Raw genomic sequence first — 13,975 nt, 5'->3', positions numbered from 1 at the left:
CTGCCACCGTCACCGAGCCAGTAGGAGCCTGTCATGAAGTTGTCGACCGTTCTGGACCAGATCGACAGTCAGGATGTGGCCCTCCCAGAGTTTCAGCGCGGGTATGTGTGGAACCGGCAGCAGGTCCGTGGACTGTTCACATCCTTATATAAGGGGTACCCCATCGGCGGGTTCATGACCTGGAATACCTCTGTCACATCCGTAAAACCGCGAGGCGGAGGGATTGAGCGGGACGGCAGCGTGAAACTGCTGCTCGACGGACAGCAGCGCGCGACAACTCTCTACGGTGTGATTCGAGGCAATCCTCCACGGTTCTTTGAAGGCAATGCGCAGGCCTTCAAAGACCTGTACTTCAACGTCCAGGATGAGACGTTCGAGTTTTACGCTCCTGTCAAGATGAAGGACAATCCCGCATGGATCGACGTCTCCGGTCTCATGGTTCAGGGCGTGGAGAAGTATTTGGAAGGGCACCCGGAAATTTCGCAATTAGGTGCCGGCGAACTCGTCAAAGTCATGGCCAGAATGACGCGCCTGACAGAGATTCAGAACCGGGAAGTCCATATCGAGGAAGTCAGCGGTGCCGATAAGACTATCGATGTCGTGGTTGACATCTTCAACCGTGTGAATTCAGGAGGAACGAAACTCTCCAAGGGCGATCTGGCCTTGGCTAAAATCTGTGCTGCTTGGCCCGAGGCGCGGGAGAAGATGAACAAGTACCGGCAGAAGTGGGAATCGGCCGGATACAAATTTACGCTGGACTGGCTACTGCGCAACGTCAACGCCATTTTGACCGGCGAGGCGCTGTTCACTGCGCTGGCCTCTGTTGAGGAAGAAACGATCCGCAAGGGCCTGAAAGAAACCGCGGACCTGGTTTCGATCGTGCTGGACGTCATCGCCGCTCGTCTCGGACTAGATTTCGACCGTGTCTTTCCGGCACGTTTTGCCGTCCCCGTCATCGCCCGGTACATGCACCGGAACGGCGACAAGTTCCCCAATGCAGTAGAGCGTGATCGGATCCTGACCTGGTACCTCCACGCCGCAATGTGGGGGCGATTCGCCGGCTCTACAGAATCGTTCCTCAACGTAGACCTGAAGGCAGTCGACGAGGCCGGCATCGATGGCCTAATGGAGCAGATGCGACGTTTCCGCGGCGACCTGATCGTACGGGAAGCCGACTTTGGCGGAAACACCGTCGGTGCCCGGTTCTACCCCATGCTCTACATGCTCACCCGAACCCAGGGCGCCAAAGACTTCACGACCGGGATCCCGCTTTCGGCACACATGCTGGGCAAGAACTCCTCGCTGCAAGTGCACCACATCTTCCCGAAGGCCCGGCTCTACGAGGCAGGCTATTCCAAGGAAGAGGTCAACGCCGTCGCCAACTACTGCTTCCTGACACAGGACGCGAATCTGGCCATCACGGACAGGGATCCCGCCGAATATTTCCGGGCCATAGAACGCGACTTCCCCGGAGCCCTGGCCAGCCAGTGGATACCGACGGATCAAAGCCTGTGGTCAATCGACAGATACCGTGACTTCCTGGCCGCCCGCCGCCAACTGCTCGCTGATGCCATGAATAGCGTCCTCGATGAGCTCTGGCACGGAACCAGTACCGCCGACCTCGAGCGGACAGTGCCGGCAGAAGGGACGCCTGCTGGCGCATCGCTCGAGATTGAGCAGCTCGTGCAAGAGCTCACGGACATGGGACTGTCTTCCGGCGAGACGGGGATCGAGGTCCGCAACCAGGAATCCGGAGACCTAGTCTGCGTCGCAGAAGCATTTTGGGCAGACGGACTCCAACCCGGCATGAGCACCCCCGTTGTCTTGGAGCTGGACGGAAACGCGGACGAACTCAACGAACTCGCCCGCTTGGGCTATCTGGTTTTCACGGACATCGCCGCTGTACGTCAGCACGCGGAAGACCTCCTGTTGGAGGTTCCGAACTAACAGTGCGTCTTCGGCGACATCCCGTGGCTGATTGCTTGACGTGTGAGAATGACTGCCATGGATGAGGGGGCATCAATGGATTTAGGTATTTACCTCAAGGGTGATCAGGGCGTCGTTGTAGGCGATGAGGGACTGATCGAACAGCTGCTTCACCGGCTGGACGTGGACCCGAGGACCGCTGCCAAGACCGGCCGAGGTATGGCTGATCTGGCGGCGGGAGCAACGGGCGTAGGCGCCGCCGGCATGTCCTTCAGTGGCAACTGGTTTCAGATGACATCTGACTCATACAGCAAGTTCCAGGAACTTGCTGAGTTCAATCAGACGACGGGAGGCATAATCTCCGGCGTCTTGCGCCAAGATAAGGGCCGGATCGATTCTTTCCTGCAGTTTCAGCGCGCCGCCGGTATAAATCCTGCAGCCATGTCCAATATCGCCGTTCTCAGCGCTACTTTGGCGCTACGCTCGGCGGTGGCACAGCTGGAGAACGTGGTCGAGACGATGGACGTCAAAATCGATCAGTTGCTCACCGATAACAGAGCCAAAGCTTTGGGAGACGTCCAAGGCGTCACGCGGGTCTTGAGACGGGCGTACCGCATCTATGAACGGACGGGCCGGGTATCCGATACTCTCTGGGACCAGATCGCCGGGCATACAACTGCACTGGCGCAAGCTGATTCCCATGCACTCAACCAAATCGAGGCCCTGACGCGCTCCCTGGAGGGCAAGGGCTTCGGGGAGCAGGTGGCCGCCGCGGGCACCATCGCCAAAGATGAACTTCGCCGCTGGCTCGTCATCCTGACTGTATGTCAGCTGAACCAAACCAGGCTGGAAACTTTGGAGACTATAAGGCTGCAAACCGACGGGGACCAGTCCGTAGAGGCCTATGCCACCGACAACACAACGGCCGCGGAACAGCGGAATGAAGCCACATGCAATGCTCTTCAACGGCTTGCCAATGCCCTTCGCAGCGCCGCGGACGTCAGCGCCTTCAACCGTAGCCGAAGCCCCCAGCGCAGCCGTGATCTTCTCGAGTCAGCAGAGACCGCCCTCGTTCTCCTGCATCAATTTGCAGAAATTTACGGGCTGAAGAACCTTGAGCTGGGCGACGTGGAACATGAACCGTGGGCGCGCTCCATCAAGTCCCTGGCATTGCAGTCCGTATCAACATTGTCCAAGAGTGCACAGAGCGTACCGAAAAAGCTGACCCACGTCCGGGAAGAAGCCGTGCTGAAAAAGGCCCGGGCCATTGAAACCAAACGTCAGGAACGAGCGTCCGAATAGGTCAAGAGCGTTCAACTCTGACAAGCCTCAAGACCGGCGGCAGGAGTCACGATTCCCGGCGTCCATGGACTCCGGCAACGCCGATAACGGCGCCTATGTCATACCGATAGGTGCCAGCTGTTGAAGCGAGATGCCGGTAAGGGTGGGCAGGACGATTCGTCGTTGCGCTTCGTCGATGGGGACGTGGGTCGGGACGGCGATGACGAGGCAGCCGGCTTGCTGTGCGGACAGGGTGCCGTTGAGGGAGTCCTCGATGGCGATGCATCGGAGCGGATCGACACCCAGGCGGTTGGCGGCGGCGAGATATGGCTCGGGGTCGGGTTTGTTGCACGTCACGTCCTCGTCAACGACGAGGACGTCGAAGGAGCCTTCAGGCAAAGCCTCGACGACAGCCTGCGCAATGACGCGCGGCGAGGAAGTGACCAGGGCGGTCGGAATGCCGAGCCTCTTGGCTTCGGCAAGCAACTCGCAGGCACCAGGGCGCCAGGCGAACCCGGTCGCGATCCGGGACAGCACATGCTCCACCGTCAACCGCTGGATTTCGGGAATGCTCAACCGGACGCCGTAGCGCGCTTGGAGGAAGGCTGCGCGGGCCTCCATGGGCGCACCGACCTGCTGCTCGGCTTTCCCTTTCATGTCCCCGGTGCCGTAACGGATGGCGATGCGTTCTTCGGCTTCCTGCCAGAACGCTTCGGTATCGCTGAGCGTGCCGGCCATGTCGAACAGCACCCCCCTTGGATGGTTCCGGGGTGGTCGTCGTCGGCGAATGCGATCATGTGTTCTCTTGGTGGGGTCTGTCGAAGATCGGCGAGGCGCTTCGGCCGGCTGGGTAGCGGACTCAAGTCGTCACACCGGCCATGGGCCAACCTTTTCGCGGATCGTCCTGCCCTCGAGCCGTCCGCCGGCGTCGGTAAGGTCCCCGACGCGGTGGACTTTCAGCAAGTTGGTCGAACCGATTTGGCCGGCCGGAGATCCGGCGGCGATGACCACCAGGTCGTCCGGTTCCACGAGCCCGGCGCCGAAGAGGATGCTGTCGACCTGGGTGGTCATCTCGTCCGTGTGCGAGGCCGGTTGCGCCAGCACGGGGGTGATGCCCCATGCCAGGGCCAGCTGGGAGCGGACCTGTTCGGTGGGGGTGAACGCGAACACCGGCCGCACCGGGCGCAGCCGGGAAAGCCGGCGGGCCGAGTCCCCGGACTGGGTGAAAGTGCACAGGTATTTCGCGTCCAGCTTGTCGGCGATCTCCACCGCGCCCCAGGTGACCGCCCCGCCGCGGGTCTTGGGCTTGGATCCCAGGGCCGGAATGCGTTCCAGTCCGTGGCGTTCGGTGGATTCGATGATCCTGGCCATGGTGGCGACGGCCTGAACCGGGTACTTGCCCACGGACGTTTCCCCGGAAAGCATGACCGCGTCTGCACCGTCGAGCACGGCGTTGGCGCAGTCGGAGGCTTCTGCGCGGGTGGGGCGGGGGTTGTCGATCATGGACTCGAGCACCTGGGTGGCCACGATCACCGGCTTGGCCCAGCGCCGGGCCAGTTCGATGGCGCGTTTTTGAACCACCGGGACCTGTTCAAGGGGCAGTTCGACGCCGAGGTCGCCGCGGGCGACCATGATCGCGTCGAACGCGTCGACGATCTCCTCCAGGGCGGCCACGGCCTGGGGCTTTTCGATCTTGGCGATCACCGGCACCCTTCGGCCGGCCTCGTCCATGATCTCGTGCACGCGGGCGACGTCCGCGGCGGAGCGCACGAAGGACAGGGCGACCAGGTCCACCCCGGCGGCCAGCGCCCAGCGCAGGTCCGCTTCGTCCTTGTCGCTGAGGGCCGGGACGTTGACGGCAACGCCGGGCAGATTGATGCCCTTGCTGTCCGACACTGTCCCGGCCACGACCACTTCGGTGACGACGTCGGTGGCGGTGACGTCCATGGCGCGCAGAGCGACCTTGCCGTCGTCGATCAGCAGGATGTCGCCGGAAACGACGTCGCCGGGCAGGCCCTTGTGGGTGGTGGAGCAGATGTTCCTGCCGCCCTCGATGTCCCTGATGGTGATCGTGAACGGGTCCCCCGCCTCCAGGTGGTGCGGGCCGTCCGCGAAGCGGCCCAGGCGGATCTTCGGCCCTTGGAGGTCCGCCATCACGGCCACGGCCCGGCCGAGTTCGGCCGCTGCCTGGCGGACGTGGGTGTAGGTGGCCTCGTGGACGCAATGCTCCCCGTGGCTCATGTTCAGCCTCGCCACGTCCACCCCGGCCTGCAGCACCTCCACCGTCTTCGTGTAGGTGTCGATGGCCGGGCCGAAGGTGGCCACGATCTTAGCGCGTCTCATGTGATGTGTCCCTGCTGTCGGTGGTCATGGAAGGATGCGGTCCGCCCCGGCTGGCTCCCTCCGGCAGCCGGGGCGGACCGGAGGACGGGGTTCCCGGATTACCCGAGACCCGGGATGAGCAGCACTTTGCAGGCGTCGCCGGTGAGCAGGTCTACGGCTTCGTCGATCTGGCTGAGTTTCATGCGGTGGGTGATGAGCCAGTCCAAATCGAGCCGGCCGGAATCGAGCAGCAGCAGGCTTTGTTCCCAGGTTTCCCAGAGCCGGCGTCCGAAGATCCCGCGCAGGGTGATGCCTTTTTTGTTGATGTGGGCGGCGATGTCGATCTCGGCGGAGCGGCCGGGGTGACCGACGGTGATGACGGTGGCCTCGCGGCGGACTGCTTCGAACAGTGTGGTCAGGGTGCCCGGGGCGCCGGAGCATTCGAAGGCGACGTCGAAGCCGCCGCGCCGGCCGGTCAGTTCGCGGCAGCGTTCGATAACGCCGTCGTCGGGGTGCAGCGCGGTCGCGCCGAGCTTTTCGGCCTGCGCGCGCCGGTAGGGATTGGGGTCGACGGCGATGACGTGGGAGGCGCCCATCAGCAGTGCGAGGTTGACGACGACGAGGCCGACCGGGCCTGCGCCGCTGACGAGGACGGCCCGTCCCGCGACCGAGTAGCCGGCGCGCTGGATGGCGTGGACGGCGACGCCGGCTGCTTCGAGCAGGGCACCGGATTCCAGCGACAGGCCGGTCGGCAGCTTGACGCAGATGTCCTGGGGTACGGCGGCGTACTGGGCGAAGAGACCGTCGATGTGCATGCCCAGGATTCCGGTGCGTTCGCAGGTGTGGCCGTCTCCGGTGCGGCAGGGGAAGCACTGGCCGCAGGTCAGGTGGCTTTCCAGGGCGACCTGGTCACCGACCTGCAGTCCGGTGACGCCCGGGCCGACCTCGACGATGGTGCCGGCGCCTTCGTGGCCGAGGATGACGGGCAGGTTCAGGTTGAAAGCCTGGGCTGAGGGGGTCCATTCGTAGAGTTCCCGGTCGGTGCCGCACAGGGACGCGGCCCCGACCTCGATGACGACGGAGTTTTCGGTTGCCTTCGGGTCACCGGCGTCGGTGACGTATTCAACGCCGCGTTCGGCCGCGTTCTTTACTACTGCCCGCATTGGGGGCCGCCTTTCATGGTTCTGGTGGTCTTCGGGTTACTGAGGAGGGGTTATGAGCCGGGGAGCTGGCCGGCGAAGCGGCGCAGAATGTCCGGGGGGCCGACCTGGCCGCCCTTGAGCAGCAGGCGGCAGCCGGCGACGGCGGAGGTGTCGTCGGCGCGCAGGACCGGGCCGGCGGTGACGAACTGGTCGGTGACGCGCAGCTGGCGTACGCCCATGGCGATGAGCGCGTGGCTGGAGGTGTCACCGCCGCACACGGCGACGTCGCGAGTGAGCCCGCCGGCCGCCATGCGTGCCGCGATGCCGCCGATCAGGGCACCGACGTAGCCGGCATCGGCCGGTTTCGAGGCACCGTAGCGGGGGTCGCCGGCGCCCCGGGTGGTGTGCACGATGACGTTGCGGCCCGCGCGCAGTGCACTGGCGACACGCTCATCGAGGGCGGCCACGGCCGCGGCGTCGGCGTGCTGCAGCAGCTGCGCCGGCACGGCCACGTCCTCCCACCCGTGGCTGGTCGCGTCGTTGATCTGTTCGGCGGTGGTGCTGGAGGCCGAAGCGCTCACCGCCAGCACCGGTCCGGCCGGCTGGCTGGGGCCGGGTGTGCGCGGCGCCTGGTCGGAGACGGCCCTGGCCAGTGCTGCCATGATGCCGCCGGATCCGACCACGATGGAGGGCCCGTGGCCGTGTTCCTCGCGCAGCAGCGCCTGGGCCACAGTGTCCAGGTGCAGTTCATTGACGGCGTCGACGACGAAGGCCTGCGCTCCGGGCTCGCGGCGCCGGGCGGCCCAGGCGTCCTTGAAGCTACCGTCGTTGTAGGCCGGCAGGTGGATCGCCCCGGGCAGCTCTGCGCTGCCGAGCTGTTCGGCCAGGACCCGGCGCAGGTCGGCCTCGGCCATGGGGGTCGAGGGGTGCCGGGACATGACCGGGTGGCGGTCCAGCCGGTGGACCTGGCCGGCGTGGGCGGCGTAGTGGTTGCTGAAGGCGGTGTAGCGGCCGAATCCGGGCTGTGCGGGCACGACGGGGACCGGCCCGTGCAGGCCGAAGCGTTCGTGCAGCAGCTGGATGCCGCGGCCGATGCTGCCGATGGTGACGGAGCTGTCGAAGGTCGAGCAGACCTTGTAGAGCAGGACCTCCGGGTTAAGGGCGGCGATACCGGCCAGGTCGGCGCGGACCAGGTCATCGAACTCCGTGCCGGCCAGGGAACGGGCGGGTCCGGCGATGCCCACGACGTCCGTGTCGGCGGGCAGCGGTGCATCGCCGATGGCCAGGGCCGCTTCCAGTCCGTAGCGGTGGGACTGGGCCAGGACGTCGGCGGCTCCGGTGAGGTCGTCGGCGACGAAACCGAACGCGGGCATGCTCAGGCGCCTTTCCCGAAGGCCTGGACCGCGTGCAGCAGCGCCGGGTCCCCGGCCTGCGCCTGCTGCTCGGCTGCCGTATTCAACGGCACGCCGTCCACGGCGGCTGCCCAGGCCTGGCGCAGGCTGCGCACCCCGGCACCGGGGCCGTCCGGGTGGGCTGCCACTCCCCCGCCGGCGAGCATCAGCAGGTCGGTGGAGCGGACCGCCTCAAAGGTGGGTCCGGGGGTGGTGACGTTCTGTCCGGAGGAGAGCACCGGAAGCGGGGTGACCGTCTGACCGAGGGGGTCGAGCAGGCTGAGCACGTTCGCGGCGACTTCCCCGTCCGGTTCGTAGAACTTGCTGCCCAGTCCGCTGGCGTGCAGCTGGTCGGCGCCGGCCAGCCGGGCCAGCTGCTGCCAGACCCGGTAATCCATGCCCAGGCCCTTGGACCGCATCGAGGCGGCCAGGCCGGCCCGGTGGCCGTGGATCGGCACTTCGGCGAAGCTGCGCAGCCAGGCCAAGGCGGGCAGTCCCATGACCGGGACGTTGAGCATCACGCACCGGCCCCCGGCCTCGACGACCAGGTCGTGGCGCTTCTGCAGGCCGGCCAGGTCACCGGTGATGTTGAACGCGTACATGGTCGGGTGCCCGGTGACCTGTTCCGCGGCACGGATTTCTTCGGTCGCTACCGCGACCCGGCGTTCCAGCGGCAGGTACGCGGGATCGGTCATCAGTTCATCGTCTTTGATCAGGTCGATGGACGCCATCGCCAGGTCACGGACGACCAGCCGGAATTCCTCCTCCGACAACCCGACGTTGGGTTTGACGATGGTGCCGACCATCGCGCCCTGGACGCCTCCGATGAGTTTGCGCGTTCCTTCGATCCCGAAGGCAGGACCGGGGTGGGCGGCGATGAAGTCCTCCGGCAGGGCCAGGTCCTGCAGCCGGCAGGCGTAGAGTTCGCCGAGTTCGAAGAGGTTTCCGGCGATCGCGGTCTGCAGGGTCGCAATGTCGGTGCCGACGTTTTCCATCGGGAAATCCACGGTGACCAGCGCGGCACGGACCTTTTCGGGGTTGGCCCGGGAGGGCAGGGACGGCCGGCAGGCGCCCAGTTCCTGGACGTCGACCACGCGGGCGGCGTGCCGCTCACGGATCCGGGCGGATTCGCCCGGAACCGGCAGGAAGGTGCCGGAGGACTGCTCGCCGGCCATGATGGCCGCGGCCTTGTGTGGTTCGATCTCGGACTCAAGGTAGTAGGTGCAGCGTATGGCGCGCGGATCACGCATGGACTCTCCGTTCAGGGGGATGGACACTCTGGATGGGTCGGCTTAGGCAACGACGGCGTCGGTCGGCTTCAGGCCACCGGCCCGTTTCAGGGCCCAGGATGCGACGACCGGGGCCAGGACCGCGGTCACCAGCACCGCGGTGGCGGCCTGCGCGGTAGCCGAGGCGACGAAGGGTTCGAGCCGGGGATCCGCGATCGCCACCACGGCGGGCACGGCCACGGCGTTGCCGGCCGTGGTGCCGGCGGCGAAGCCGATGCCGCTCTTGGGGCCGCGGCGCAGGACGTACCGGTAGCCCAGATAGGTCAGGCCCCCGGTGAAGCAAACTACCCCGAGGCCCAGGAAGATCCCGGCGAATCCGCCGGTGAGCACGGTCTTGAGGTCGATCGCGGTGCCCACGGCGAACGACATGAAGGGGATGACGATATTGGGCACATGGTCCAGCGCCTTGGTCCACTCCCGGTCGACCGCGCCGATGATGAGGCCGAAAATGAACGGAATCACCGCGGCGGCCAGAGCCAGCACCGGAATGTCCCCCAGGCCTGAAGCGCCCAGGAAGATCAGGGCCAGGAACGGCCCGTCATCGAAAGCGCTGGCGACGTAGGCCCCGGTATCCCGCTGGTCACCGTACTGGCCGGCGAAGGCCAGCCACAGGGCGCCGTTGCTGTTGCCGAAGATCGCCAGCAGCGCCAGGATCGACACGCCCGCGATCCCGTCGACCCCCACGACCAGGCCCAGGATGACGACCAGCAGCGCCGGGATCAGGGTCTTGCAGACCAGCACCACCAGTGTCGTGGACGCGGCTGCCTTCCCGCTGTGGCTGCCGGTGATCTGCGCACCGGTCGCCAGGATCAGCACGGCGATCAGCGTCAGGGCGCCTTCCTTGAACAGCGCCGTGGTGAAACCGCCGATCTCCAGGGCCGCCGGCGCGAAGGTGTTCATCAGCACCCCCAGCGCCAGCGGGATCAGCATCATCCCCGCAGGGATCTTCTGGAGGGTGGCAAACACCGGCACCCGCGACCGGCCGCTCCTCAGCTGCATCTCAGTCATACCTGCCCTTTCGCACGCCGTCGTACCTTCCAGCCAACGACTTTAGTCCGTACAATTAGTACGTACAATATCGGTGACGTGGATCACCAGTCAAGGCCTCTTTTCCCGGCTTTCCTCCCATAAGGGACTGCGGGAGGACAGTTATGATGTGCAGGACAGGCAAAGGAGCAAGCATGAGCGTGGAACCAGCCGGAGGTCAGCCGCAAGAACGGGCGGGCCGCCTGAACCGGGAAGACAGCAGGCCCCTCCACGCCCAGATCCGGGACATCCTGCACCGGCAGATCCTAGACCTGCCGCTCTCGCCCGGCTCCTCCCTGCCCACCGAAGAGGAACTCCAGAAACAGTTCGGGGTCTCCCGCAGCGTCGTACGGCAGGCCCTTGCCGGTCTTGCCGATCTCGGACTGATCCGGCGACAGCGCGGCCGGGGCAGCGTTGTGGCCGCCGCGCCCGTCCTCCGCCGGCACATCCAGCGTGCCGGCGGGCTCGACGAACAGGCTGCCGCGCACGGACAGCACCTGCGCACCCACGTGCTCACCATCGAAGCAGCCACCCCGCCTGACGAAGCCGTAGCGGTCCTGAACACGACCAACACCTGGAAGATAGAACGGATCCGTTACCTCGAACAGATCCCGGTAGCGTTCATGCGGACCTGGGTACCGCGCGACCTCTTCCCCCACTTCAACGCCGAACTCCTCGAGAACGCCTCACTGCTCGGGCTCATGCGCGAGCACGGATATCACCCGGCAGGCGGCCCCAGACAGGTTCAGGCCGTTGCCGCAGATCTCGATCTGGCGGAAATACTAAAAACAAATGTCCGGGAACCCCTGCTCCTGCTCCAGGGAGTCACCCGCGACGCCCTCGGCCACGGACTGGAATCGTTCAACGTATGGCACAGTCCCAACACAGTCTTTGACGTCGACGCCCAAGTGACAACACAGCCAACGCCCATTTCCCAGGAACACGTCCGGCGGTTGCGCACCCTCACACAGCAACTCGAATCAGAACTCGCCGCCCTCGAGCACACGGCCCGCTAAATAGTGAAGCTGCACCACCACCGCTCTATCGCCGATAACGGCGCATATGACGGCGGCGCAGCTGAGTGCCTCGGCTGGAGGAACCGTTACAGGAGGGGTGGTCGAGGCGTCACAACGGCGGCTGGCGCTACAGCACCACTCATGGACAGCTCATGTCCTTCCGGTTTACTGGCCTTGACCACCGCCCCGTTGACTGGGAGCTCCCTGAGGGAGCTCCCAGTTGACCGGTCGGGATTGCTTGGACTGCTTGTTTAAAGAAAGTTCTTTCACTGCAGGGCAGGCAGGTCTGGGGGACGAACGTCGGCTGGGCCGAGTTCCGAACGGGGCACGCGACTATGGCAGGGCGTCCCGGAAGGACCGTCCGGCCTTAGCGGGTTCGGGGCGGAGACTGCGACAACGAGGGGCTCGATGCCGGTCAGGAAGGTTTCCTCCCTGACCGGCAGTGCGTGGAGTCCGTGGGCTGATCGCGGCCGACGCTATTTCATTAGTTGAAGAGTGTCCCCGTGCTCAGCGATGTCGCCGGGTTCGATGATCACGTGCTCTGCATCGTGATTGCGCGCTGCTGCCTGGCCCAGGATTAGGGCTTGGTCACGGGAGCCGCCGTACGCAAAGTGCCAGTCGGCGCCGCGGTGGCGGCTCTTCCACACGCCGTCTTCCCAGTAGGTCTCGACAGTCCTAGCGCTCAATGGCCACCTCCTCGACAGAAATGTGATGCGCGTCTCATTCTAGCCTGCCTCAAACTCCCAAGGGAGAAATGCCCCGCTGGCACGAGCAAGCGCCGATAACGGCGCATATGGGTGCATACGCAGGGATGAGTGCTAGCGCTGGTGCAGGGTGGCCCTTGAGGCGTGGATTCGCCGTACTGAGAACTGCGTGACCCTTCTGTGGCAGCGCCGGTGACGGTGCTGCCACAGGGGTCATGAAGAAGCGGCTCTCTCCTCATTCCCCTTCTGACACTCGTGCTCTCACATCCATTCGGGGCGACAGTGCAGGCCGGTAGCCGGCCAGGAACGCGTTACACGGATTAAACCGGAACCTCTTGCCACAGCAATAATAAAATAATATTGTGAACCGCATCACTAGTAGCTGTAGCAGGAAGAAGGCATTGTGGCGCATCGCGGTTCTTCGATTGTCTGCCCTTGTCACGATGTGACCGAGGCCGATATTCATCGCGTCATCGATCAGGGACATACCTCACCGGAGACCATCAAGCGCGCAACCGCCGCTTACATGGGCAGCTGCCAAGGCAAGTACTGTTCGAAGATTCTTCAAGATCTGCTCGTTGCACGGGGTGTGGAGGAGCCCGGCCGTAACCGGCGTCCGGCAGCCCGTGCACCCATTGTCCCGATTCCGCTCGGCGCCCTGATCGATCCGGAGGAACACTGATGGCGCTTCCGGGAGTGAGCAGCGCGGAGATCCGCGCAGGATATGACGTTGTCATTATCGGTGCCGGGATCCAGGGACTGGCGATTGCGTACGAGCTTGCCAAGCTCGGCCACACCGACGTGCTGGTCCTGGACAAGTCATGGCCGGGCGGAGGCGCCAGCGGCCGGAACGGTGAACTGATCCGCAGCGCCTTTGCCAGTGCTGAATGGTGCGATTTCTTCGAACTCTCACGGGTCAAGTGGCTGAACCTCTCGGCCGAACTGGACCACAATGTGCTTTTCAACCGCACCGGCTACGCGGTCCTGGCCACTACCGAGGATCAGTGGCGGGCATGCGTGACTGATGCCGGTTTCCAGCGAACCCGCGGCATCGAGAGCGATCTGCTGGACGAGTCCTCTGCGCGGAGCCTGCTGCCCGCCGCCAACCCTGATCTGGTTCGCGGTGCTGTGCTGCAGCAGGGCGCCGGTTTCGCGCACCACGATGCGGCCGTTGCCGGCTACCTGGAGAACGCCGCGCACCTGGGCGTCCAAATCGTTTGCGGCCAGAACGTCGTCGCCCTCGAACGCAACAGCGGCAGGGTCACGGGCGTCCGCACCGCCTCCGGCCGCACCATCGGAGCCCGCGTCGTAGTCAACGCTTCCGGCGGCGACGCCCCCGACCTCGATGCCCTGGCCGGAGTAGAGACCTCACTGGTCTCGGCCCGGCTCGAAATGATCGTGACCCAGCCTGTGAAGCCATTCCTCACCCCGGGCCTGGCCGCCCTGGACCTGCTGGGATACTGCCACCAGACCGGCCGCGGCGAGTTCGTCGGCGGCACGGAAAAGCACGGCGTGGACGAAACCAAGAGCGTCAACGGCAGCTGGGACATGCTCAAGGACATGGCAACGAAGTTTGTCCGCCTCTTTCCAGTACTTGCCGGGGTGAATCTGCTGCGTCATTGGGCCGGAACGGTGAGCCAGACTCCTGACCTCGCGCCCGTGCTGGGCCCGGTCCCGGAATTGGACGGATACGTGTTGTCCGTCGGATGGGTCTACGGGTTCATGGGCGCCCCTGCAGCCGGTGAACTGCTGGCTAAGTACATCGCCACGGGCGAAACGGATGCCCGGATGGCGCCGTTCGGAATCGCACGCGTACGCGATGGGAGCTGGATCCGCGAAGGGTCACTGGTAGTGGACATGGGGTACTGACATGGCGGC

General features: G+C 65.0%; 12 protein-coding genes. 5 read left to right on the top strand and 7 right to left on the bottom strand.

Annotated features, from left to right (window positions below; genetic code table 11):
• Positions 1-33 precede the first annotated feature (33 nt).
• Together WFH44_RS18095 and WFH44_RS18090 are read left to right on the top strand one after the other, a co-directional pair.
• Positions 34-1,947, top strand: a complete 1,914-nt coding sequence (locus WFH44_RS18095; RefSeq protein WP_336715558.1) for a GmrSD restriction endonuclease domain-containing protein — start codon at positions 34-36, stop codon at positions 1,945-1,947.
• Between the two features lie 57 nt (positions 1,948-2,004).
• Complete coding sequence (locus WFH44_RS18090) at positions 2,005-3,228, top strand: hypothetical protein (RefSeq protein ID WP_336715556.1); 1,224 nt, start codon at positions 2,005-2,007, stop codon at positions 3,226-3,228.
• Between the two features lie 93 nt (positions 3,229-3,321).
• On the opposite strand, the gene WFH44_RS18085 is transcribed toward WFH44_RS18090, so the two are convergent.
• The 6 genes from WFH44_RS18085 to WFH44_RS18060 all read right to left on the bottom strand — a co-directional run bounded on the left by WFH44_RS18085 (position 3,322) and on the right by WFH44_RS18060 (position 10,359).
• Positions 3,322-3,957 (bottom strand): HAD family hydrolase, encoded by a 636-nt coding sequence (locus tag WFH44_RS18085; RefSeq protein WP_336715554.1) that lies wholly within the window; start codon positions 3,955-3,957, stop codon positions 3,322-3,324.
• Between the two features lie 117 nt (positions 3,958-4,074).
• The gene (gene pyk / locus WFH44_RS18080; protein WP_336715552.1) at positions 4,075-5,550 is read right to left on the bottom strand and encodes a pyruvate kinase; all 1,476 of its coding nucleotides are present in this window, start codon (positions 5,548-5,550) and stop codon (positions 4,075-4,077) included.
• Between the two features lie 98 nt (positions 5,551-5,648).
• Entirely contained in the window at positions 5,649-6,692 is a 1,044-nt protein-coding gene (locus WFH44_RS18075; protein ID WP_336715551.1) for a zinc-dependent alcohol dehydrogenase, read from the bottom strand.
• 50 nt (positions 6,693-6,742) lie between these two features.
• Complete coding sequence (locus tag WFH44_RS18070; RefSeq protein WP_336715549.1) at positions 6,743-8,044, bottom strand: four-carbon acid sugar kinase family protein; 1,302 nt, start codon at positions 8,042-8,044, stop codon at positions 6,743-6,745.
• A 2-nt stretch (positions 8,045-8,046) separates the two neighbouring features.
• Complete coding sequence (locus WFH44_RS18065; RefSeq protein ID WP_336715548.1) at positions 8,047-9,312, bottom strand: RuBisCO large subunit C-terminal-like domain-containing protein; 1,266 nt, start codon at positions 9,310-9,312, stop codon at positions 8,047-8,049.
• Between the two features lie 42 nt (positions 9,313-9,354).
• Positions 9,355-10,359 carry a 2-keto-3-deoxygluconate permease gene (locus WFH44_RS18060; RefSeq protein WP_336715547.1) on the bottom strand — a complete coding sequence of 335 codons (1,005 nt, stop codon included), beginning with the start codon at positions 10,357-10,359 and terminating at the stop codon, positions 9,355-9,357.
• 173 nt (positions 10,360-10,532) lie between these two features.
• Between WFH44_RS18060 and WFH44_RS18055 the strand changes: the two genes are divergently transcribed.
• Positions 10,533-11,393 (top strand): GntR family transcriptional regulator, encoded by an 861-nt coding sequence (locus WFH44_RS18055; RefSeq protein WP_336715546.1) that lies wholly within the window; start codon positions 10,533-10,535, stop codon positions 11,391-11,393.
• A gap of 476 nt (positions 11,394-11,869) precedes the next feature.
• Here WFH44_RS18055 and WFH44_RS18050 read toward each other — a convergent pair whose 3' ends face one another.
• Positions 11,870-12,079, bottom strand: a complete 210-nt coding sequence (locus WFH44_RS18050) for a DUF2188 domain-containing protein (RefSeq protein WP_336715545.1) — start codon at positions 12,077-12,079, stop codon at positions 11,870-11,872.
• A 421-nt stretch (positions 12,080-12,500) separates the two neighbouring features.
• On the opposite strand from WFH44_RS18050, the gene WFH44_RS18045 reads away from it, so the two are divergent.
• Together WFH44_RS18045 and WFH44_RS18040 are read left to right on the top strand one after the other, a co-directional pair.
• Positions 12,501-12,779: a (2Fe-2S)-binding protein gene (locus WFH44_RS18045; RefSeq protein ID WP_336715543.1), complete on the top strand. Its 279-nt coding sequence runs from the start codon at positions 12,501-12,503 to the stop codon at positions 12,777-12,779.
• Positions 12,779-13,966 carry an NAD(P)/FAD-dependent oxidoreductase gene (locus tag WFH44_RS18040; protein WP_336715541.1) on the top strand — a complete coding sequence of 396 codons (1,188 nt, stop codon included), beginning with the start codon at positions 12,779-12,781 and terminating at the stop codon, positions 13,964-13,966. The genes WFH44_RS18045 and WFH44_RS18040 overlap by 1 nt, the downstream gene beginning before the upstream one ends.
• Positions 13,967-13,975: the final 9 nt, after the last annotated feature.

This window comes from Arthrobacter sp. USHLN218, assembly GCF_037144715.1.
Lineage (GTDB): Bacteria > Actinomycetota > Actinomycetes > Actinomycetales > Micrococcaceae > Crystallibacter.
The sequence above is the reverse complement of the archived record's forward strand: the minus strand, read 5'-3'. Positions and strand labels throughout refer to the sequence as shown.